The organism is Methanobrevibacter sp., from assembly GCA_022775905.1.
GTDB lineage: Archaea > Methanobacteriota > Methanobacteria > Methanobacteriales > Methanobacteriaceae > Methanocatella.
In genome coordinates this window covers 64290-85684 of record JALFJX010000003.1, presented here as the reverse complement: position 1 = coordinate 85684, position 21395 = coordinate 64290, and the positions used below count along the sequence as shown (strand labels likewise).

Annotated in this window: 25 protein-coding genes; 12 read left to right on the top strand and 13 right to left on the bottom strand. The window is 31.7% G+C overall.

Annotated features, from left to right (window positions below; translation table 11 throughout):
* The coding region (locus MR875_00780; GenBank protein MCI6993389.1) for a hypothetical protein at positions 1-245 on the bottom strand (245 nt) is incomplete at its 3' end.
* A 323-nt stretch (positions 246-568) separates the two neighbouring features.
* Between MR875_00780 and MR875_00775 the strand changes: the two genes are divergently transcribed.
* Positions 569-742, top strand: coding sequence for a hypothetical protein (locus tag MR875_00775; protein ID MCI6993388.1), 174 nt, complete (start codon positions 569-571; stop codon positions 740-742).
* Between the two features lie 31 nt (positions 743-773).
* Here MR875_00775 and MR875_00770 read toward each other — a convergent pair whose 3' ends face one another.
* The 3 genes from MR875_00770 to MR875_00760 form a co-directional block, all read right to left on the bottom strand.
* Positions 774-1274, bottom strand: a complete 501-nt coding sequence (locus tag MR875_00770) for a hypothetical protein (protein ID MCI6993387.1) — start codon at positions 1272-1274, stop codon at positions 774-776.
* 405 nt (positions 1275-1679) lie between these two features.
* Positions 1680-2186: a flavodoxin gene (locus MR875_00765; GenBank protein MCI6993386.1), complete on the bottom strand. Its 507-nt coding sequence runs from the start codon at positions 2184-2186 to the stop codon at positions 1680-1682.
* Between the two features lie 101 nt (positions 2187-2287).
* Positions 2288-3511 (bottom strand): FprA family A-type flavoprotein, encoded by a 1224-nt coding sequence (locus MR875_00760; protein MCI6993385.1) that lies wholly within the window; start codon positions 3509-3511, stop codon positions 2288-2290.
* Between the two features lie 91 nt (positions 3512-3602).
* On the opposite strand from MR875_00760, the gene MR875_00755 reads away from it, so the two are divergent.
* Both MR875_00755 and MR875_00750 read left to right on the top strand, forming a co-directional pair.
* On the top strand, positions 3603-4268 hold the full coding sequence (locus MR875_00755) for a histidinol phosphate phosphatase domain-containing protein (GenBank protein ID MCI6993384.1): 666 nt from the start codon (positions 3603-3605) through the stop codon (positions 4266-4268).
* Entirely contained in the window at positions 4265-4729 is a 465-nt protein-coding gene (locus MR875_00750) for a DUF2115 domain-containing protein (protein ID MCI6993383.1), read from the top strand. The genes MR875_00755 and MR875_00750 overlap by 4 nt, the downstream gene beginning before the upstream one ends.
* Here the strand turns inward: MR875_00750 and MR875_00745 are convergent.
* From MR875_00745 to metG, 5 genes are read right to left on the bottom strand one after another with little or no spacing between them, the layout of a single operon-like run.
* Positions 4721-5389 carry a 2,5-diamino-6-(ribosylamino)-4(3H)-pyrimidinone 5'-phosphate reductase gene (locus MR875_00745; GenBank protein MCI6993382.1) on the bottom strand — a complete coding sequence of 223 codons (669 nt, stop codon included), beginning with the start codon at positions 5387-5389 and terminating at the stop codon, positions 4721-4723. The two genes, MR875_00750 and MR875_00745, sit on opposite strands and share 9 nt — an antisense overlap.
* An 11-nt stretch (positions 5390-5400) precedes the next feature.
* Positions 5401-6414 (bottom strand): multidrug transporter, encoded by a 1014-nt coding sequence (locus MR875_00740; GenBank protein MCI6993381.1) that lies wholly within the window; start codon positions 6412-6414, stop codon positions 5401-5403.
* Positions 6415-6450: 36 nt separating this feature from the next.
* Positions 6451-6915 (bottom strand): hypothetical protein, encoded by a 465-nt coding sequence (locus MR875_00735; protein MCI6993380.1) that lies wholly within the window; start codon positions 6913-6915, stop codon positions 6451-6453.
* A 7-nt stretch (positions 6916-6922) separates the two neighbouring features.
* On the bottom strand, positions 6923-8500 hold the full coding sequence (locus tag MR875_00730; protein MCI6993379.1) for a DUF530 domain-containing protein: 1578 nt from the start codon (positions 8498-8500) through the stop codon (positions 6923-6925).
* A gap of 12 nt (positions 8501-8512) precedes the next feature.
* On the bottom strand, positions 8513-10501 hold the full coding sequence (gene metG / locus MR875_00725; GenBank protein MCI6993378.1) for a methionine--tRNA ligase: 1989 nt from the start codon (positions 10499-10501) through the stop codon (positions 8513-8515).
* Between the two features lie 209 nt (positions 10502-10710).
* On the opposite strand from metG, the gene MR875_00720 reads away from it, so the two are divergent.
* The 3 genes from MR875_00720 to priL all read left to right on the top strand — a co-directional run bounded on the left by MR875_00720 (position 10711) and on the right by priL (position 12793).
* Positions 10711-10944 carry an AbrB/MazE/SpoVT family DNA-binding domain-containing protein gene (locus tag MR875_00720; protein MCI6993377.1) on the top strand — a complete coding sequence of 78 codons (234 nt, stop codon included), beginning with the start codon at positions 10711-10713 and terminating at the stop codon, positions 10942-10944.
* Complete coding sequence (locus MR875_00715) at positions 10934-11374, top strand: type II toxin-antitoxin system VapC family toxin (protein MCI6993376.1); 441 nt, start codon at positions 10934-10936, stop codon at positions 11372-11374. The genes MR875_00720 and MR875_00715 overlap by 11 nt, the downstream gene beginning before the upstream one ends.
* Positions 11375-11464: 90 nt before the next feature.
* A complete protein-coding gene (priL, locus tag MR875_00710) occupies positions 11465-12793 on the top strand; it encodes a DNA primase large subunit PriL (GenBank protein ID MCI6993375.1) in 1329 nt (442 codons plus the stop codon).
* Here the strand turns inward: priL and MR875_00705 are convergent, their stop codons facing one another.
* Positions 12794-13309 (bottom strand): hypothetical protein, encoded by a 516-nt coding sequence (locus MR875_00705; GenBank protein ID MCI6993374.1) that lies wholly within the window; start codon positions 13307-13309, stop codon positions 12794-12796.
* 105 nt (positions 13310-13414) lie between these two features.
* Between MR875_00705 and priS the strand changes: the two genes are divergently transcribed.
* Together priS and MR875_00695 are read left to right on the top strand one after the other, a co-directional pair.
* Positions 13415-14392, top strand: coding sequence for a DNA primase catalytic subunit PriS (gene priS, locus MR875_00700; GenBank protein MCI6993373.1), 978 nt, complete (start codon positions 13415-13417; stop codon positions 14390-14392).
* A gap of 1 nt (position 14393) precedes the next feature.
* Entirely contained in the window at positions 14394-14651 is a 258-nt protein-coding gene (locus tag MR875_00695; protein ID MCI6993372.1) for a hypothetical protein, read from the top strand.
* Between the two features lie 6 nt (positions 14652-14657).
* On the opposite strand, the gene MR875_00690 is transcribed toward MR875_00695, so the two are convergent.
* From MR875_00690 to MR875_00680, 3 genes are read right to left on the bottom strand one after another with little or no spacing between them, the layout of a single operon-like run.
* Entirely contained in the window at positions 14658-15242 is a 585-nt protein-coding gene (locus tag MR875_00690) for a thymidylate kinase (GenBank protein ID MCI6993371.1), read from the bottom strand.
* 17 nt (positions 15243-15259) lie between these two features.
* Positions 15260-16378 carry a 5-amino-6-(D-ribitylamino)uracil--L-tyrosine 4-hydroxyphenyl transferase CofH gene (gene cofH, locus MR875_00685; GenBank protein MCI6993370.1) on the bottom strand — a complete coding sequence of 373 codons (1119 nt, stop codon included), beginning with the start codon at positions 16376-16378 and terminating at the stop codon, positions 15260-15262.
* Between the two features lie 56 nt (positions 16379-16434).
* Positions 16435-17157 (bottom strand): DDE-type integrase/transposase/recombinase, encoded by a 723-nt coding sequence (locus tag MR875_00680; protein ID MCI6993369.1) that lies wholly within the window; start codon positions 17155-17157, stop codon positions 16435-16437.
* A 773-nt stretch (positions 17158-17930) separates the two neighbouring features.
* Here MR875_00680 and comD point away from each other — a divergent pair.
* The 4 genes from comD to MR875_00660 all read left to right on the top strand — a co-directional run bounded on the left by comD (position 17931) and on the right by MR875_00660 (position 21378).
* Positions 17931-18422 carry a sulfopyruvate decarboxylase subunit alpha gene (comD, locus tag MR875_00675; protein ID MCI6993368.1) on the top strand — a complete coding sequence of 164 codons (492 nt, stop codon included), beginning with the start codon at positions 17931-17933 and terminating at the stop codon, positions 18420-18422.
* Positions 18423-18426: 4 nt separating this feature from the next.
* The gene (comE, locus tag MR875_00670; protein MCI6993367.1) at positions 18427-18963 is read left to right on the top strand and encodes a sulfopyruvate decarboxylase subunit beta; all 537 of its coding nucleotides are present in this window, start codon (positions 18427-18429) and stop codon (positions 18961-18963) included.
* A gap of 202 nt (positions 18964-19165) precedes the next feature.
* Positions 19166-19426: a MarR family transcriptional regulator gene (locus MR875_00665; GenBank protein MCI6993366.1), complete on the top strand. Its 261-nt coding sequence runs from the start codon at positions 19166-19168 to the stop codon at positions 19424-19426.
* Between the two features lie 107 nt (positions 19427-19533).
* Positions 19534-21378: a sensor histidine kinase gene (locus MR875_00660; protein MCI6993365.1), complete on the top strand. Its 1845-nt coding sequence runs from the start codon at positions 19534-19536 to the stop codon at positions 21376-21378.
* Positions 21379-21395: the final 17 nt, after the last annotated feature.

The following is a 21395-nucleotide window of genomic DNA, read 5'->3' as shown; positions in this document are numbered from 1 at the left end:
TTGGTCTTGAATGTTCGTTTCCTTGATTTTGGCATTGTTTTTTGGAAAGCATTTTCAATTTTGTTACTTGTCTTTTCAATTTTCTTATCTTTTAAGTGATAAATGAAGCTTTTATATCTTGGGAAAATGAATTTTCTAATTATTTTATAAATAACTGGATAAAAATCATCTTTACGATAAATTAAAGATTGTACTTCATTTTTGAATTCATCAATGTCATTTAAATAGAATAAATCTTTGATCATTTTCAGTTGTTTATGACATTCTTGATATTCTTCGTCAGAAATGCGATTTTTATCTTTAAAATTTTTTAATTGTTTGTTTAAACTTTTTTTTAGTATGGAAAATACATAATTGATGTTTAAAACCTAATTTTGGGATAATTGATGTATAACTATTCTAGTTATAACTGATGAATATTTTAATTATCGTCAAGAGAGATATGCCTTAAAAGAAATCGGACGTGTTTATGGAAGAGTAGGAAATTATGAACTTGCTATAACTCATTATGAAAAAAATCATCACCGAGAAAGAATTTAACTTTTATAAATTTTATCAAAGAATCTGCTTGTGTTTAGAAAAACTTAAAGATTATAAATGTGAATTAGAAGCCATTAAACTATATTATAATAATCCTCCAATCCAAATTAGCGAAGACAGTGACGAATGGTTTGAAAAAAGATTAAAAAATGTTAATGCAAAATTAAATACTAAGTATACTATTGATGATTTAAAATCATAGACATTTAATCATAAAAAATGTAAATTGGAAATTATCTGTTATTTTTCCAGTGATATAATTTATTGGCCGTGTCTCTTCTTGTTTCATTGAATTGGTATTGGCCTTCATCACCATAACTTGCAAAATGATGTGACTGGACAAAATCACTACAAGAATCTCCTGGTCCATTTGTCGGATACCCTCTAAGACAAACCATTCCATGAGCTGCACCATATGGACTAACACTCCAATAAGTACAGTTTAAACAAATATTGTCTCCATTATCTATCATGGAATCATAATCAGGTTCTTCAAAGTCATAATCATCATCAAAACTTATATCTTTACTATAAACTGCATCTTCTTTACGTACTGATTGACTGCATGTATAACAATAATATTCATCACATAAATCTCCTAACTCATCACCACATGTAGGGCATGTAGCAACAATAACTTCATCTTCGCTAAACATTCCTCCACCACATTCATGGCACAAATATCCACCAATTACATCATCTAACTCGGCACCACACTTTGGACATATCTTCATATAATCACCAACAATATTCTATTGTGTATATTTTGTTTATAAAGATTAGTGTTAAAATAAAAAAGAGAAAGTAGTTATGTTAACTACTATAAAGATCTGTAAATATCCATGATGGATCATATGCTATGAGATAGCCATCTTCACACCAGAGAGTTCTGACATTTCCAGAAGTTGTATCAGCCACTGCAGCAGGATCTCTGTTAATCCGGCTTCCTCCAGTGTAATTCACGAATAACCATATAATTTTTAAAAAAAAGTAATATTTAATAAAAAATTTTTAAAAAAATCCAAAAATAATATATAAATTAATTGAATAAATTCATTGATTTGACAAATAACTTGAAGATTGTTAATATGACTCATATTTAACACAAGAATATTTGATAAAAAATAAAAAAATAATGATTATTCATCAACCCATAATTTTACAGTATCTTTTGAATTATATACATTAGCACCGGGAATTGATAAACCATTCATAATTTCTGCACCTTTGCATAAATCATCCAAATCCTTTAGAGATCTGCCGAAACCAGACCCTTCATGAGTAACGAACGGCTTAACTGTTTTTCCTGAAAAGTCAAGCTGTTCCAATTGTGTCCACATAGGCATTGGAAGTGTTCCCCACCAGTTTGGAAAACCAATATAAATTGTATCATATGAAGATATATCACCAACGGACTCTTTAATTTCAGGCCTTGCATCATCTTTTCTTTCTTTTTTAGCAACTTCAGTGCATTCCATATAAGATTCAGGATATGGAACTTTCGGTTCGACTTTAAACAGATCAGCACCAGTGAATTCTTGAATATAATCAGTGATTACTTCAGTATTTCCTTTTTCGATGTTTTTGAGTTCACCGCCGAAGTAATTTTCCCCTTCTCTTGAATAATAAATAATTAAGTTTGACATAGTTAAACCTCTTGTTTAATATTTAATAAAATATACTATTTAAATGTTGTTATACGCAACAATTATTTCGATTAATAAAAAAAGAAAAGAATAATAAGAAATTATTCTTTGATAGAACGAGCAAGTTCTGCACCTTTTTCGAATGCTTCAGCAAGTACATCCTCATCAGGTACGAATAAAACATCCATAGTGTCAGTTACATTAAATCCTGCTTTTTCCAAGTCTCTTTGGAGTTTAGCTACTGCTCCTCCACCCCATCCTTTGGATGAGAAGATTAAAGCATTTTTCTCACTGCCGGTTCCTTTGAAGTTTACGCAGTCCAACCAGTATAACATGTTACCGATTCTTGGGAACGGCTTGTTCATCATTGTAGGAGCACCGATTGCAATAGCTTTTGAGTCCAAAATGTCAGTAATTACATCATCAGGACCGTCTTCCTGCATGAAGTACATTTCAACTTCTACGCCTTCACTCATAATACCTTCAGCAATTTGGAATGCTAATTTTTCGGTTGAGTGGTGCATGGTGTCATAGATAACAGTGATTTTGTCTTTACATACACCAGATCCCCATTCTGAGTATTTTTCAACGATTGGTGCTGGATTTGTCCAGATTTGACCGTGACATGGTGCAATCATTTTAATTTGTTCTAAAAGACCGCTGTCTGTTAACTCCTGTAATTTCATTCTGAGCATTGGAGAACCTAATGTTACAAGATTAGCATAGTATTTTTGTGCTTCTCTTAAAAGGTAGTCAACAGAATAATCGCTGTCTAATCTTTTTGAGTGACATACGTGTTGACCGAATGCATCATTTGAGAATAAAATTCCTTCTTCTGCTAAAAATGTAAACATACTGTCAGGCCAGTGAAGCATTGGTGCTGATATGAATTTTAAGGTTCTTCCACCAATGTCGATTTCATCTCCGGTTGCAACAGGAGTGATTTCCAAATCAGAGAAGTTGTGATATTGAGCTTCCAAAAAGTTTATACAATTTTGTGATGCGTAGATTTCTGCATCAGGATTGTATTTTGCAATAGTATCTCTCAAGAATGTTGAGTGGTCCATTTCAGAGTGGTTTTGGACAAATACATCGATTTTGAATTCTTTTCCTTCTTGTTCGAATGCATCTTTTACTCTTGCATCGAATTGTTCGAATAATCCCCTGTAGACATTATCGATTAAAACTGTTTTTTCTTCACCGAATACCAAGTATGCATTGTATGTGGTACCAGGAATTCCATATCCGTGGAAAGTTCTACTATTCCAGTGGATTACACCTACCCAGTAAACCCCATCTGCCATTTTAAATGCTTTTGCTTTCATTGTAATACCTCAAATAATATTTAAGTTATATAAATTTATATTCTATGTATTATATAAACTAATTCATATTTAACAAAAAGAGGTTATATTTTTGAACAAAAGAATCGATTTACATATGCATACATTATTCAGTGACGGTGAATTATTGCCATCTGAACTTGCAAGAAGAGCTTTGAAGTTAAAGCATAAAGTAATAGCTATGACAGACCACGTTGACTGGTCAAATGTTGAAGCAATACCAACAATCCAGGATGCAATCGATGACATCAATGAAAACTGGGACATTACTGCAGTTTTAGGAGCAGAAGTAACCCATGCACCACTTGAATCCATTGACGGAATTGCAAAACGTGCAAAAGAGTTAGGTGCTAAAATAGTTGTTGTCCACGGTGAAACATTAAACGAACCTGTGCTTCCAGGTACCAACCGTGCAGCTGTTGAATCCAAATACGTTGATATTTTAGGACACCCTGGGTTAATTACAAAAGAAGAAGCTGAAATAGCACTTAAAAATGATATTTATCTTGAAATTTCAGCACGTAAAGGACACTGCCTTGGAAATGGTCATGTTGCAAACATTGCACGTGAAGTTGGAAACAAATTGCTTGTAGATACTGACTCCCATGCTCCTGGAGACTTGATTACTTTTGAAAAATCATACAAAGTTGCATTAGGTGCAGGATTAAATCATGACGAAGCTATGAAAGCTATTGTTGATAATCCTCATGAATTACTCAAAAGCAAAGGAATTTTATGAAAGCATCCCAACTTTTAGAAATCATCAAAAAGGATATCAAAGACTATCCTATCGAATACTTGAGAAATAAAGTAACCGATGACAGGTACAAAGATCCTCTTACTAAAAAACTTGCAAAATATAACTCAAATGTGTATGATGATATATATGAGACAGTTATCTTGGATGATTTTGACATCAAGGACAAAGTAATTGAAAATATGCGTCAAGATATTAAATTTTATTTCGACAACTATAGCGGAGGTGAAGACGAACATTCATTATTCGCTGAAAACATTTCACTATACTTGGCACTAATAGCTAAAAAACCACTTCACCCATATGGCGAAGACAAAAAAGAAGAAATATATTTTTCAAACGACTCCTACTACTGCAAGGGCCGTATGAAATATATTCATGATAAAAAATCATTATGCAGATATTGCGTCTGCAAAAATGTTGGATTTATGGATTTATTTTAACACTTTATATGTTAAAATCAAATCTTTTTCTAACTCATATGAATCAGTGAGTTCAAATCTGACTGCTTCATCCATCAAATCAAAACCTTCACCGTCAAAAAATGTTTTGGACTCTGCACCACCAACAACCATCGGTGCAACACATACTCTTATCTCATCAATGAGACCTGCTTTTAACATTGAGAAATTTAAAGTTGAACCACCTTCAAGCATAAGCTTATCAATTCCCTCTTCGTGAAGATAGCTCATGAGCAGTTTCAAATCCACCCTTTCGCTTCCAGAATAGAAGAACTTGACTTTCCTTTTTCTAAATGTTTCATATTTCTCAGAAGCCATCAAATCCTCCTTGTAGTCTCTTGCACATGCAATGATTGTTTTTGCATCGGAATTTGTTATTCTTGCATCAATTGGTGTTCTGCATTTGCTGTCAACTACTACACGTACTGGATTATCATCAGGATTTGCATCAATTTTGTGAACAGTAAGTCTTGGATCATCAGCAATTACAGTCCCGATTCCAACCATGATTGCATCACATTCCTTTCTAAGTTCATGAACCCTTTCAAGGTCCTTTTTACCTGAAATGTTTGAGCTTCCTGTTTTTGTTGCGATTTTACCATCCAATGTCATAGCAGCACTTAATATTACATAAGGTCTCATCATGTTATCACCTAAATATGATATAGCATTTCCTTGATTTGAAGGAAGTTGACTAGTGTTTTGCTTTCAAGAACACCAGGCATTGTCAAAGCTACAATAATACCAAGAAGCCCAAATGCAATTCCAATTGCCCAGATTATTTTAACAGCATCCTTTTCTGCAATAGGCTTTCTCAATACCAATCTGATTAAAGATTTAAATCCAACAGCAGGTCTTACCAATTTACCCTCATCGTTTAACTGGGTTGGTTTTTGCTGCTGACGGTTCATGAAACCAGCAGAATAGAATTTTAAAGCAGCATCAATAATATTCGGCATCAATACAATAAATGCAATCAGTTTTACACGACCAATGAATGCAATACATACAATAGCTGCACCAATAATCAATGTACCAGTATCCCCCGGAAAAATCTTAGCAGGATATCTGTTATAGTATAAAAATGCAATCAATGCACCGAGCATACTCATGGAAATGATTGTAACGTCATATTTTCCAAGAATGATACATGCTATTGTAAGTGAAGTCATTGAAATGATACCTAAACCTGATTCAATACCGTTTAGACCTGCAAGCATGTTTGTAAGGTTTGATCCGATGGACAATGCAATAGGAATTGTAATCAAGTATAATAATCCAACGTTAGGAGGTGCTGCCCAAATCAATGGAAGACCTGCAAGGAACAAAAGGAAGAATTTTTCTTTTGAGGACAATGCAAGAAGGTCATCTGCAATTCCAATTATTCCGACAAGCAATATTACAACAAGAACAACAACCAATTTAAATGCAATGATATCATGCATATAAATTCCGGAAAACATTCCTATAATAAATCCGAAAAGAATTCCAAAACCACCCATCTCCGCAACGACAGGTTTCCATGATTTGTGAATGTCCTTTCCAACAATATCAGCGGCTTCGAGTTTTTTAATAATCCTCGGCATAGTTAATCTGGATACAAAAAAAGATAGTAATCCACAGATTAAAGCTATCCCATACAAAGGAATTTGTGGTAAAATCATCATAATAAACTATTTAAAGTTCATTATTAAAAAAAGTAATTATTTTTTGTTTAAAATATAATAAACACTCCTTAACGGAATATTTAATTTTTCAGAAATCTCTTTTGCAGATAAACCTTCATCCTTAAGGTTTTTAATCTCTGAATGATTGTATTTTCTTTTTCTATTATCGAACTGAGCTTTGCTTTTTTTAAGCAGATAATAAACACGACTAAGTTTCAAATCCAATTCATGAGCTATTTCCTTGGGTTTCAAACCTTTATTTGACAATTCCAAAACTTTAAATTCAATACCATCTGTCTGGCTTTTAGCTCCCCAGTTATATTTCTTCCTGACTTCAATGTCAAGCTGAGATAACGCTTCAATATAAGTATTTGAAGTTCTCTTATACACACTAGGAGAACAGGTGATAACCTCCAAATTAGGATAATTTTCCATTAAATCCACAATGATTGCAGAACTTAACGCCTTTGTTATATGAATTGTTGTTACATCCTCATCCATATAATCACTATTTCTTAATTAAATCTAAAAATTTCTTGGATTTTTCGCTTTTAGGATTTTTGATATTGTCAATATTCTTTATTTCCTTTTTGACTTTGGATTCGTTGATATTGAATGCATTACTGATACTTTCAAGTTCAATATCTGAATTTTCATAAATTAATGCAGCACCCAATGCCACATTGTTGAATTTAATATTGGAACTTTTAATCTGCTTTTCGAATTTGAACTTGTCATATAATAACAGATCCATCTCGCGAACATGAATTATTTTAATATTTGTATACATGTTTAAAGTTTCAATTACCTTTCTGTGTGTAGTTTGGAATACCTTTCTTTGTTCACGGTCGAGTTCAACCCTAATATAAGGGAACGGACTAATATCAATCTTACGTGAATTGTTTGATGTTGTAAGGTAATATCTGAATATATCCCAAATAATAAGTGCAGGTGCAATGTTTCTTAGGATATTCTTATAAACATTATCTCTTTTCTTTAAGTCACGGTTGAGAGACCTGTTTATATTTCCATATTTGTCGTAAAAGCCTAATTTTTTGAAGTTCTCTTCAATCTGAGTTTTTCTCCATTTGTCAATGGCTTCAACATCATATTTATCAATAAAATCAGGAGTTTTATTTTCATATTCAGCAAAGATTTCATCATATTTTTTAATTCTTTTAAAATCAGCCAGCTTTCTTTTTAGTATTTCATCCTTGATATCCTCGATTATCTGTTCACTGTATCTGACATAACCTAAAGCAAGTGCTGTCCTTGCATGTTTGTCATCGATGATAGCAGGTTTTGTTCTGTGAAATCTTAATGCCTCTATTCTTACGTGTTTACCGTAGATTCTTCTTACCTCTTCCTCATAATTGTTTACATATTCTGAATCCAAGGTAACATTTTTTCTAACAAGACGATTATTTTTATCTCTAAAACGTATGACGAGAGCAATTGTTTTAACAACTCCCCTACGTTCTTGTTTAAGTATGTTTAAAACTTGTTTAAGGGATTCACGACCGAATCCACTAAGTTCATTTCTTAATACCATATAATTACCTGATAACGGTAGGTATGGAATTATTTCTATCCTATGGGTTGCATCCTTTTGGATTTTAAATGAAAAATTAGTGCAGCCACAGCTGCATCTGCCTTCCATCTGTTTATATTCACTCATAGAATATTTTTTATAACATGAATCACATTTTACGTATCCAAATTGTTCAAGATTACCAATTGCGATTTTATGTGAGTCAATAGCTGATTTTACCCTATCAAGAATGTTTTTCTTAGCGTTTGCCTTCATTCTAAATATCTTATTGTGTCGACTGCTTTCGCCCATCTCTTCAACATCAACATCAGCTACAGCTTTTGCCCCATATTTGTTTAAGGATGTAAAAGGGGTTGTGTAGCCCTGTGCATCCATATCATCTTTTAATTTTTGCAAATAGTTTAATCTGTCATCTAGTTTAAAATAGAGGTCCTTGAAATGTTCAAAATCTTCGATATTATCCAGACTAATGGAGTCATTTGTTATTTCTTTTAGGTAGTTCTCGGCTTTATTTACTAGAGCAGATTCGGGCATTTTAATCTATTTTTATTGAATTCTTTCGCCGACTTCAGCTTTTACGTCAGGAGTTAATAATGCACCGGATTCGCCGGTAGCAAGAATCATACCTTCGGATAAGGTTCCGAATAATTTTGCAGGTTGGAGGTTTGCTACAACACAAACTTTTCTGTCGATTAATTCTTCAGGAGAATAGAATTTTGCAAGACCTGCGACGATTTGTCTAGGTTTTTCTTCACCGATTTCAACTTGTAATTTTAATAATTTGTCAGATTTTTCAATTTTTTCTGCTTCTTTGATTTGTCCGATTTTGATTACAACTTCATCAAATTGGTCAATAGTAATTAAGTCACTCATATTTTCATCCTCGTTAGTTTTTAAGTTTTCTTTAAGTTTTGCTTTTTGAGCCTCTATTTCTTCATCTTCAATCTTTTTAAATAGAGGTTTTGCTTTATTGATTTCATATCCTTCAGGTAAGAAGACATTTGCTTCATTCCAGTCTGATAAGTCATCAATGTTTAATATTTTAGCTATAGCATCAGCTTTTGTTGGTAAATATGGTTTTAATGTGTATGCTAATGTTTTAGCTAATTGATTGGATAAGTATAAACAATTAGCTGCTTTTTGCATATCTTCTTTTACAGCTTTCCATGGTTCTTGATCGTTGAAATATTTGTTTCCTTTTTTAGCTACTTTAAATATTTCAAGTAAACCTTCTCTGAATTCAAATTTGGATATTAATTCACCTACGGTTTCAGGTAAACTTTCAATAGCTTTTTTGAATTCTTCATCATCTTCAGACGGATTTGCATATTCAGGTATTTTGTTATCAAAGAATTTGCGTGTGAATGTGAATGTTCTGTGCAAGAAGTTTCCGATTACATCAGCAAGCTCGTCATTGTTTCTTCTTTGGAAGTCATCCCATGAGAAGTCTGAATCCTTGTTTAATGGAGCATTGATTGTAAGGAAATATCTTAAGAGATCAGGGTCGTAGTCTTTTACAAAGTCAGCAATCCATATAACCCAGTTTTTACTGGTGGACATTTTTTCTCCTTCAAGGGATAAGAATTCACCAGCATAAATCATGTCAGGAGTTTTGCATCCGTATGCTTTTAATAATCCTGGCCAGAAGATTGAATGGTGGTAGATGATGTCTTTTCCAATGAAATGAACTGCAAAGTCATTCCAGTATTCTTCCCATTTTTTGCCAGATCTTTCAGACCATTGTGATGCAGATGAGATGTAACCGAGGAATGCTTCAATCCATACGTATAAAACTTTACCTTCCGCTTCATCCAATGGTACTGGAATACCCCAATTCATATCTCTTGTTAAAATCCAGTCTTTCAATCCTTCTTTTAACCAGTTGGATGCATAGTTTTTAACATTTGCAGGAAGGTATTCATTATTGTCGATGTAATCTTTAAGATCATCTTCAAATTCGGATAATTTGAATGCATACTGATAGGTGTCCTTAATAACAGGAGTTGTTCCACAGGTTATGCAGTGTGGTTCATCGAGTTCTGTTGGGTCTAATGCCCTACCGCATTTTTCACAGTGATCTCCACGAGCTTCAGCACCACAGACTGGACATAATCCTTCAACATATCTATCAGGTAAGAATTTTTTACAGTTTGGACAGTATAATTGCTCTAAATCCTGTTTGTAGATAAATCCTTTATCATATAATTCTTTAAAGAAATTTTGAGAAATTTCATAGTGTTTTTCATCAGTGGTTCTTGAAAAGTTATCTAAAGATATATTCATTGATTTTACATCATCAACAATCATATCATGATATCTTTTAGCAACTTCAATCGGTTTTTTATTTTCCTTATCCGCTTTAACAGCAATTGGTGTACCATGTTCGTCAGTAGCGCAAACCATTAAAACATCATTTCCAGCCATACGATTATATCTTGCATAGATATCTGCAGGCAAATAAGTAGAACGGATGTGGCCTAAATGACATGGTCCATTCGCATAAGGAAGTGCACATGAAATAAATATTTTTGACATTTATATAATCCCCTTATCTAAGTTTAAACATTAAATAATTATGTTATTCATGTATAATAAAATTAGCTTTTTTAATATGAAATTGTCAATTTTGAAGAATGGTTTTCTTATAAAAAAATTTATTATATTTAAAAATATTATTATAATTTAAATATAACAGATATTTATATATCAACATATTAATAAATAAAATAATAGGAGGTAAAAATATGGTTTTAGCTACTTCTAAAATATACGGAAATTACCAAACAAGCATACCTAAAGAGATCAGAAAAAAATGCAACATAAACAAAGATTATGTAATTGAATGGGATTTGACAGAAGATGGACATCCAATAATAAATTTTAGGAAAAAAAGAAATTTTAAAAACATAATTGGTGCGTTTCATTTAGATGAAAAAACCAATTCCGTTGAGTTAAAAAGGAGATTATATGATGACTGAATACTTTTTAGATACTTCTTTTATAATGGCACTACTCCTAGATTCAGACTCCAATCACAAAAAAGCAGTTAATTTAGCATATGTTTTAAATGAAAAATGTTATATTAATAATAATATATTAAATGAAGTTTTAACATTAACTGGAAGAAAATTAAACATTTCTGCTGCCCGAGAAGTCTATTACAATTTGATAGATACATTTGAAGTTTTAAATGAATATGAAATACCCAATTATACCTCAGAAAACTTTAGAATTTTTGAAACATATATTGGAATTAATTCAAAAAAAACTAAATTAAGTTTCACAGATTCAAGCATCATATTGACAATGAAAGAATTTAATATTTTCAATTTAGTTAGTTTTGATAAAGAGTTTGAAAAAATAGAAAATATTGATTTAATTCAAAAATTACAACCAACAAACCATTAAATCATCCCTAACCTACCATAACCACATCACATAAATATTTACTTTGATTATTAGTTAGTTATTTAATATATAAAATAAAAAATTAAAAGTATGGCTGAAGTTTCTTTTATTAACCCATTATCAAACGAAGGAAGAAGCATCCTTCGCAGTTACAGTGATTTAAATCAGATTTTTGAGGAAGATGAATCATTGATTGAAATCTGTACCCGTACAACAAATCAAAAGCTTTCAGATGATTACATTCCAAAATCATATCATGAACTAGCTTTAAAACGTATGCAATGGGCAATTGAAAAAAAGAACAACAAAAACTTCACCCAAGCGGAATTCGAATTTTTAACCAATGAAGAACTGTTCCAACAGGATGTTGTAACTTTCCATATCCTATGTCAGGCAATAGCAATTCAATTTAACATAGGTTCCCGTGAAACCAGACTCTTTATCCAATCACAGGGAACACTTATTCTGGAACGCCTTTCAAAGATACCTCCAATGTCAAGAGCCGAAATCATTGATGAAGTACTTGATGAAGTTAAAATTGATGGCAGCATAAAATGGAAATCACTTAAGGATATTGTTGCAACAAAAAAACTCAAATTGACAGACTTATTAATTGATAACGGAGACATCGTTCTTCAGCAAGACGATTTCCTGAATAGATTTGCCGACAGGTTCCATGACAGAAGCCCTGATAGAATGTATGGAATATTGATTGGGGACAGCGTCAAGGAACAGATATTGTCAAGACTGATAATGCAGAAAACTGAAGAGTACATTAAAAGAATAAAGGAAATGTCTGCTAGAGTTGAAATACATCCTGCAATCATAAAAATTGGTGAAGAACTAAAAGAATTTATTCCTGATGAAATAGGAAAATATAATCAGTATTATGCTGGAAGCGGAGGAATTTACGGTACTGTTCAAGCTGGAAAATTAAATCCTGACGCATTCCCACCTTGCATTCAGGAAACAGTCAATGGAGTATCTTCAGGTGGACGTAACGATGCTATCGTATTGCTATTAACTTCATTTGCATCATACGCAAGATTATATCCTAGAATATTTGCATCAGATGAAAGCGTTAAGGTATCTGATATGGACCCTGATTTGACAATTACTGAAAATGAGATTTTACCGTTGATTTTTGATGCTGCAGACAACTGTACACCACCATTATTCGAAGACCAACCACAGGAAAAAATAAACATCATATCAAAATTAGGTTTTGGAATGCATGATAGAGTAGATATCAATCATGAAGGTGAAACCAAATGGTACACTCCAATGAGCTGTGAAAAAATAAAGATACATCTACCCAGCCTATGCCATCCAGACAAATCATGTAAAGGAATAAATAACCCATTATCATGCTATGGGCGTAAGAAATTCCAACTTGACAGAGCACCAAAAGAAGAATAACTATAAGCTATTCTGTGAAAACGCAAAAGGATTATGGTCTTCATAAATAGCATCATAATACTTGTTTAAAATAGCTGATTCCCACATATTATAATTAGCTCTTTCTCTTTTTTCAAAATTATAAGCCAAAAGTCCTATTTTACGTTTCATTTCATCAATACCTTTTAGCTCGCAGAATTCAGTAATGATATCCGGAATATATTCACTAGGTTCTGTGCTGCTGAATTCTAGAAATTCCTCGTATTCATTTTTAGAGAAGAATTCTTCCTCATCAATAGGATCATCATATGAATCTATCTTAAACAGGTCAATGTAAATATTACTTGGAAGTGGAAGGTCATTTAATTCAACTCCAATCCCATAAACTTCACCGGTTTCAAGGTTTAATCTAGTATAACCTGTCCTCATACCGGTTTGCCAATTTTCATAAGCTGGTTTTACAATATCTTCAGGAGTAAGACCAGATAAAATAACTTTCAAATGCTCAATTCCAATTACTTCAACTACATCTTCCATGAACTTATTTTTAACCATCCTAATTAATAAAAGTGTTCAAAATCATTACTTTGTAAATGCACACTTACCGAATAAATAAATACTTTAAAAAAGTAATTTATAAACATGTTTTCTAAAGCAACACTTAAAGAAAGAAGACAATACTATCGTGAAGAATGGTCAGTAAAAGACTTGCCGGAATTCATAGCTACTGATTTAAAAAAGAGAGAATTCGGTTTTGACCATAACGGTAGAGGACCTAATGACAGGTATAAAGTTTTTAAAGGTCCTGAATCTTTAGGAAAATTCTTGAAGTTTAAGTCTCCTTTCGCATCATATGTTTCAGTGGCATTCTACAACAATCCAAGACGCAGAGAAGATTGGCTTAAGGCAGAATACATTTTTGATGTAGATGCAAAAGATATCCCCATTAGAACCTGCCAATGTAATGGAGTTTGTGAGGTTTGTCTCAGTGAAGCTTTAGAAATAGTCAACACATTAATTGATACATTACAATCAGATTTAGGATTAAAGAACATACATTTAATCTATTCAGGAAGAGGATACCACATCAGGATTCTAGATGAAGAAATGATGACCGCCAACAGTGAACTTAGATCAGAAGTCTTAAAATATGTTGCAGGAGCTGAAGTTCCAAAATCACAATTCATAAATCCTGAAATTTCAAACAAAAGTTTTAATTTTGAGCATTTTACAATACCTATCGGATATTCAAAGATTTTTACAGATAAAGTGAAATTCAATATACAGCATTTAGTAGGTAATGAAAAAATTGATGGAATTAACCCTAAATTAATGAAAGACATCATGGCATCAAGACACCATTTGGATAATGACAATTGGGGTTATTTTAAAAGAGATATCGGACCTAGAAGATATAAGAATCTTGTTGCCGCTATGGCTCGCGTTAATCTATCAACAATTGATGCAAAAGTTTCAATTGACTTGAAAAGGATTTTAAGACTCCCCTCATCACTTCACTCAAAGGTAAGTATGAAATGTATGGAAGTTAAGAATAGAGAAACTTTTGATCCTCTTGATAAAGCAGTCCCTAAATTTGTTTATGAAAGAAAAGGTGTATAAAATGGATAAAGTTTTAAGAGACATATTAAGAAATAACCAGTATTTTGAAGAAATAAACCCAGATAGATATGTTCCTGAATTTTTAGGATTAATCGTTAACGGTGTTGTTGTATATCACGTTAACTGGATTGATATTATTGAAAATGAAATAGTTTTCATGCATAAGGATATTCAGACTCATCCAATTGTTTCACTTGTTTTAGAAAATCTCAATTCTTTAATGATTATAACAAATGAAGGAATAAAAGAAGTTTTATAAAAAAAGTTAATTAAGTAATTTGTCTGTTTCAAGACATCTCATTTTTATTTTTTCGGAAATTACCTCAGCCGAATCATCACCTGGAATAACATTCCAATTGTATGTGAATTTTTGTGATTTCAAACGATTTTCTCTAAGGCATTCTATGTTTTCAAACATTTCTGTGTCTTCATCACGAGATCCAATTCTTCTAAGGGATTCTTCAGGACTGACATCTAAAAAGAACATGCAATCTGATGTTGGAAGAATAAATGTCACAATTTTATAGACAAGAGTGTTGATACCATCCGGAAGATACATCACTGCTAAAATGTATCTTGAAAAAATCAATACATCAATACTGTCATCATGAGTATATTTCACAACAGACCTGATTACATCAAGTCCAAAATAGATAGTTGCAAGCAAATGATTAATTTTACCTGTTTTTAAAAGTGCTTCCTTTGATTTTCTACCATATCTATTGTCAAAGCATGGGTGGGATCGAACAACGACCTTTCGACCCTGTTTTTCATACATATCAGCTATTAATTTAACCTGTGTATCTTTTCCTGACCCATCCAAACCGTCAATGACAATAAATTTCTTCATTAAAACACCAAAATTAATTATTCAATAGGATAAAATTCTGTATATTTTGAATTCCTCTCAATCGGAGTTCTTCCTAAATCTTTAACCATACTACTTAATGTACCAATGGATGCTTCAACCCCATCAGGTGCGCCGGAAGCAGCAGATAATTCATCTCCTCCTAATGTACCACCTAAATCATTAGTTCCTGCAGTTAAAGCAACTTGAGCAAATCTGAAACCCATTTTTACCCAAGACACTTGGATGTTTGGAATCAAATCCCTGAGCATTAATCTTGAAACTGCATATAATTTTAAATCCTGTGTTCCGGTAGCTCCAAGATTTGACTGACCTTCAAGGAATATTGGAGAGTATTCATGCATGAAAGTCATTGGAATAAATTCAGTAAATCCATGTGTTTCCTCTTGTATTTTTCTGATAATATCAATATGCTCTACCCTTTCTTCTAAAGTTTCAACATGCCCATACATGATTGTTGCAGAACCAGGCACTCCAGCTTCATGAGCAGTTTTAACAATATCAATCCATTCGGAAACGCTTACCTTTTCAGGACAAATCAATTCTCTTGAACGGTCTGTCAAGATTTCAGCAGCAGTTCCAGGCAAGGTATCAAGACCAGCATCTCTTAACCTTTCACATCCTTCAGCGATGTCGATTCCAGATACTTTACATGCATCAGCAATCATGGTTGGTGAAAATCCATGAATCATAACATCAGGATACTCATCTTTCAACAAGTGCATTAAATGTTCATAATATTCAATATCGGCATCAGGAAGCACTCCACCCATTACACAGAATTCATGAGCACCTTTTTCCACAGCACCTTGAGCTTTTGCAAGGATTTGCTCATCATTTAAAATGTAAGCTTCAGAATCACCCTCATCTTTTCCAAATGCACAGAATCCGCATCTGACAGTACAGATATTTGTAAAGTTAATATTACAGTTATTGATAAATGTAACTTTGTCTCCAACAAATTCCTGTCTTAAATAGTCAGCAGTCGCAAGTAAAGGGTACAAATCAGCACCTTTAATGTTCATCAAGTAGTTTGCTTCTTCTACAGATATCTGTTCATCCAAAGACTTGGTTAAAATCTTTTCTGTTTTATAAGAAATTGGTAGTTTATCAAACATGGTTTTATTTTAGTTTTAAGTTAAATAAAAAGGTTACTATTCAATATTAGGCTCTTTCAAAAACTTGTGTGTTTTTTTTCTTTTTCATTGTTTAAATTCCAATAATTTAGTTTTAGCATGAATCTGGCTAGAAGTCCTTGTTCTATTTTCATTGTTCTTTTTATGTGTTTTGGGAATATTTTTTGGAAGATATTTTCGATTTTGTTGTTTGTTGATGGGATGTTCGTGTTTTCCAGGTGTGTCGTTAATTTTTTGAAGTAAGGAATGATGAATTTCCAAAGAATTTTGTTTGTGAACTTGTTTTTTGTATATTTTTTGTCTATTACTTCGTTTCTAAGTTCTTTAGCAGTATTTAAGTCTTTTGCATCCAATATTTTATAAATGTCCTTTTTTAAACAATTTAATATGTCTTTTTCGTCTTCAGATAATGGATTTTTGTCAAAGTAATCTTTAAATCTTTTGTTTACTGCTTGTTTCACGTTAAATTTGCAGAAATGGTGTTTTACTTTTAATTTATCGATGGCTTCACGATATTCGTGTTTTAAGTCTGTGCCTATTGATATTTTTTTCTGATTTCTTAGGGATTCATTTAAAAATTGATAAATGGTCTTAGAATCTTCTGATTCGACCAATTTGGTGGAAACAAGAGTATTCAATTTAACGTCGAATAAGGCTAAAATATAGTTCCATTCACCATTAATTTTAACCCAAAGACTATCAAATAAGTAATATCCAGAATAAGTCCAATTATCATAGTTAAATTGATAATTAGAGTTCAATAAGATGTTTTCAATGCTTTGATGTGAGATTTCGATGTTATGTTGTTGTTTTAAGTCAAATCGTATTTTATGGAGCCCTGCTCCATAAATTTAATATAAATTCTCAATACATTCAATAACAGGCAATGTAATATTTGAATTAGAATAAACAAAGGATAATAAATCAGTGTAAAAGACTTTACCGCATTTTCTGCACTTATATTTTTGAATAGTGCAAATCTGTTATCCAATTCTTAAAAAAATAAGTTTACGTTCATAAGTACCATTTTTAACAGCATTATGTCATTTGCAAGATGGACAAATTTCAACTCTATTCTCAAAATGTATTTTACCTCTTTTTTCCAATCTGATAAGATTGTCCTCAATATTTTCGCAACAAAATCGAGAAAGATCATCAAATTGACGGAATTCAGAAAACTTAGGAACAAAATCGAAAAGTTTAAATTATTTTGACTCCATAAATTTATATGGAGCTTTTATTTTGATAACGGACATATTAATATATTAGCTCCACCTAATATATTAATTTTACTGCTTTTTAAATTAAAAATAAATAAAAAATAGAACGAAAAAATTTGTGACTCAAAAACTAGTGAAAATTCAAATCACACAAGTTTTTGAAAGAGCCCAATATTAACAATTTTAAGTTTAATCAAATTAAACCCAAAATATTCAGAATAATTAAAAATTAAGTGAATATTAATAAATTAAATAGCTTTTTATAATAATTATGACAAATATGATATAATATTAAAAATTAACTATGTGATACAATGGACAGTAGTGAAGCTATATTTGATGGACTCAAAGATGCAGGAATCAACTTTATTGTAAGCGTTCCATGCGTCAACTTATCAAAATTATTAAATATGATTGATGAAGACCCTGATATCACCCACGTTCCAGTTACTCGTGAAGAAGAGGGAATTGGAATATGTGCTGGCGCATATCTCGGAGGTAAAAAAGTAGCAATCTTAATGCAGAATTCAGGACTTGGAAATTCCATTAATGCATTGAAATCCCTAACAGAATTATATGAATTCCCATTGCTTATGATAATGAGCCATAGAGGAACAAATGGAGAAAACATTTGCGGACAAGTTCCAATGGGAGAATCAACTCCATTAATCCTAAAAGCAATGAACTATCAATTCTTCAAGCCAGGAACTCCAGAGGGAGCATACGAAGATGTGAAAGATGCTTGGGACTTAACAGTTGAAGAAGGAAAACCCGTAAGCATATTGCTTGAAATTAAATATTGGTGATAACATGGCAAGAAGAGAAGCTATTGAAGACATAATGAAACATATTGATGATGAATTGGTCATCTGCAATATAGGATATCCATCAAGAGAATTATATGACATAAAAGACAGGGCAGAAAACTTTTACATGATCGGATCAATGGGACTTGCATCCTCAATCGGACTTGGCCTTGCATTATCCCAACCAGACAAGGACATTGTTGTAATTGACGGTGACGGTGCACTCCTGATGAATATGGGATCACTCGTTACAGTATTTGCAAACAATCCCAGAAACTTGACTTGGATTGTAATAGACAATGGTGCATACGGTTCAACAGGTAATCAGGACACCTATGCTCAAAAACTTGACCTTGTTGATGTTGCAAGAGGAGTTGGATTTACAAACAGTTATGATTTCAGTGATATTAACCTAAAAGAATTCATTGAAAGTGACGATACCAGTTTCATTGTCTATCGTACAGAACCTGGAAACTCAAAAGCACCAATTATTGATTTAACTCCTGTAGAAATTAAAAATAGGTTTATGGATGTTATTTAATTAAGAAAATTTCTAATTAAATAACCTTTTAAACACCCACAAAATCCACCAAAATACATCATCATTACTCCTTAAAAAATACCTTTTTTATATACAAAAACCCTATAACTGATTTATAATATGTAAAAATTGTTATTAAATAGATATAAATGAATATAACTAATATATAAAGATTAAATATTGAAATTAAAGAACTATATATATGAATGAGACTGAAATTTACGAACTTCTTGGCTATGTTAAGGTATCCTTTTACAGGACCGAAACATTAAAATCAATTACCAATGATTTAAAGATGCCATCACAAATTGCAAAAGAAATCAATGTAAATACCAGTCAGGTATCATCCGCTCTTTCTGATTTGAAAAAGAAAAACCTGGTAATCTGTGTTAATGAAGAAGTAAGAAAAGGAAGATTATACAAATGCACAGATTTAGGAAAAGAATTGGTCAAAAGACTATAACATCACAGTTGAAATAATTACAATATTCTCAAATAAAACCCATTAATATTAAATAAATAAAATTATATATTAATAATATTAAAATCAACAAAAACTCTGAGAATATTATGGACACCAAAGAATTATTTGAAAAATATACTGACCACGAATTTGAATTAAACTTACTTAAAAGAGCACGTACTGCATCTCTAATACTTATAGTTTTTTCAGCATTAGTTTGGATTATTGATTTAAATATTCTTCCAGCTAACCCAATATTAACCATAATTGGCGATTCAACAAAAATTTCATATTATTATTTTTTCATATTCCTAACATTCTTTTTGATAACCTCAAAAAATCATAAATTAAATCTAATAGCAAACATAACATTAGGTATCTCAGGAATAATAGTTTTAAGTGGAATATTTTCATTTTTCGGATTATTTGGTTTTGATCAATGGATGAGATTCCTATGTGAAACACAGTTATTCGGTTTAATTAATATACTCTTGCCATTTTTCTTCATAATAAGTGTATTCTTGAGAAAATATGAAAACATAATGCAGATTCTTGCTTTAACTTCCATGATAATTGGATTTGGAGGTTTGCTTTATTATTTAGGAACACCTGATATGTATTCAAAATCATTGCATTATCTTATATTCCACATGTTATCTGCTGCAACATTCACAGCACTCCCAACAAAAAATGGATTATTCAAACCAATTGGAATAAAATCTGACATAAGTAAACAAACATTAAGGTTAATTACACATATCCTAGCAGGAATAGTAACTATATATTGTATAATTGAAATTTTAAGACCATCAATCACCCCAATATTCAGCCATGTCTCAATCATATCAACATTAGCATCATTAACAACCATATTGGGAATAATTCTGTATTACTCAAGAAAATGGGTTAAAAAAGATTTGGAAAGTGAAATTCTAAAAAACGAAGCTATTGAATTACAGCAAACAATCGAAAACGTACAGTCATTATCAAAAATAGCTATTGTAAACGGTAGTGCAAACAATTACAACTGGACCAGCGAAATATTTGAAATTTTGGAAATGAAACCAATTAACGGAACAATCAATGAAGATTTAGTTTTCAATCTTACCACTCCGGAATCCAGGGAATTAATTTCCAAAAAACATGAAAAGGCATCAAAAAACTGTAAGCCTGGAGATATAATAAACTTTGATACAACCCTTGAGATTAAAACAATGAAAGGAAATACAAAATACATTAAATGTATCAGCCATAATTTCATCAATACGGATTTTGAAACAAGAAAAATCAATGGAATTATTGAAGACATTACCGAAGAAATTATAATCAAAAGAAATCTAGTTGAATCATTCCAAAATCAAACAATTCTACTTAAGGAAGTTCACCACAGAGTAAAAAATAACTTGCAGATCATTTTAAGTTTACTTAATTTGGAGTTAAGGTTCAACAGAGAGGACTATGAGGATATCCTAAAGAAAACTAGAACTAGAATTAGTTCAATGGCAACAATTCATGAACAGGTATACAACTCATCAGATGTAGCTCATGTTGACTCTGAAAACTATATTCAATTAACTTTGGAAAACTTGTTTAGCTTATACAGTTCAAACATTAATTTAAACTTAGACATTGAAAATCATGAAGTATGGATGGATAAAGCTATACCAATTGGATTAATTATTAATGAACTTGGATTAAATACCATAAAGTATGCATTTAACGAAGATGAAATAGGTAACTTCTATGTTAAATTTAGGGTAAATAATAATATCTGCGAACTTGATGTTTGGGATGATGGTAGAGGCCTTCCAGATGACTTCAATTTTGAAACATCAAAAAGTTTAGGATTTACAATTATCCAAAGTTTAATAAAACAGTTAGATGGAGAATCTGCACTTTTAGATATACCTAAAGGATTTGGTCTTAAAATAACCTTTAAAAATGAGTTATAATTTTAAAAAAAAAGAAA

Excerpts from the sequence above, each read along its gene's own strand:
- MR875_00745 (MCI6993382.1), bottom strand. The coding sequence starts at position 5,389 with ATGAGACCTTATGTAATATTAAGTGCTGCTATGACATTGGATGGTAAA.
- comE (MCI6993367.1), top strand. The coding sequence starts at position 18,427 with ATGGCAAGAAGAGAAGCTATTGAAGACATAATGAAACATATTGATGAT.
- metG (MCI6993378.1), bottom strand. The coding sequence starts at position 10,501 with ATGTCAAAAATATTTATTTCATGTGCACTTCCTTATGCGAATGGACCA.
- MR875_00690 (MCI6993371.1), bottom strand. The coding sequence starts at position 15,242 with ATGAAGAAATTTATTGTCATTGACGGTTTGGATGGGTCAGGAAAAGAT.
- priL (MCI6993375.1), top strand. The coding sequence starts at position 11,465 with ATGGCTGAAGTTTCTTTTATTAACCCATTATCAAACGAAGGAAGAAGC.
- MR875_00760 (MCI6993385.1), bottom strand. The coding sequence starts at position 3,511 with ATGAAAGCAAAAGCATTTAAAATGGCAGATGGGGTTTACTGGGTAGGT.
- MR875_00730 (MCI6993379.1), bottom strand. The coding sequence starts at position 8,500 with ATGCCCGAATCTGCTCTAGTAAATAAAGCCGAGAACTACCTAAAAGAA.
- MR875_00660 (MCI6993365.1), top strand. The coding sequence starts at position 19,534 with ATGGACACCAAAGAATTATTTGAAAAATATACTGACCACGAATTTGAA.
- MR875_00770 (MCI6993387.1), bottom strand. The coding sequence starts at position 1,274 with ATGAAGATATGTCCAAAGTGTGGTGCCGAGTTAGATGATGTAATTGGT.
- MR875_00665 (MCI6993366.1), top strand. The coding sequence starts at position 19,166 with ATGAATGAGACTGAAATTTACGAACTTCTTGGCTATGTTAAGGTATCC.
- MR875_00750 (MCI6993383.1), top strand. The coding sequence starts at position 4,265 with ATGAAAGCATCCCAACTTTTAGAAATCATCAAAAAGGATATCAAAGAC.
- MR875_00695 (MCI6993372.1), top strand. The coding sequence starts at position 14,394 with ATGGATAAAGTTTTAAGAGACATATTAAGAAATAACCAGTATTTTGAA.
- cofH (MCI6993370.1), bottom strand. The coding sequence starts at position 16,378 with ATGTTTGATAAACTACCAATTTCTTATAAAACAGAAAAGATTTTAACC.
- MR875_00720 (MCI6993377.1), top strand. The coding sequence starts at position 10,711 with ATGGTTTTAGCTACTTCTAAAATATACGGAAATTACCAAACAAGCATA.
- MR875_00705 (MCI6993374.1), bottom strand. The coding sequence starts at position 13,309 with ATGGAAGATGTAGTTGAAGTAATTGGAATTGAGCATTTGAAAGTTATT.
- MR875_00735 (MCI6993380.1), bottom strand. The coding sequence starts at position 6,915 with ATGGATGAGGATGTAACAACAATTCATATAACAAAGGCGTTAAGTTCT.
- priS (MCI6993373.1), top strand. The coding sequence starts at position 13,415 with ATGTTTTCTAAAGCAACACTTAAAGAAAGAAGACAATACTATCGTGAA.
- MR875_00765 (MCI6993386.1), bottom strand. The coding sequence starts at position 2,186 with ATGTCAAACTTAATTATTTATTATTCAAGAGAAGGGGAAAATTACTTC.
- MR875_00715 (MCI6993376.1), top strand. The coding sequence starts at position 10,934 with ATGATGACTGAATACTTTTTAGATACTTCTTTTATAATGGCACTACTC.
- comD (MCI6993368.1), top strand. The coding sequence starts at position 17,931 with ATGGACAGTAGTGAAGCTATATTTGATGGACTCAAAGATGCAGGAATC.
- MR875_00740 (MCI6993381.1), bottom strand. The coding sequence starts at position 6,414 with ATGATGATTTTACCACAAATTCCTTTGTATGGGATAGCTTTAATCTGT.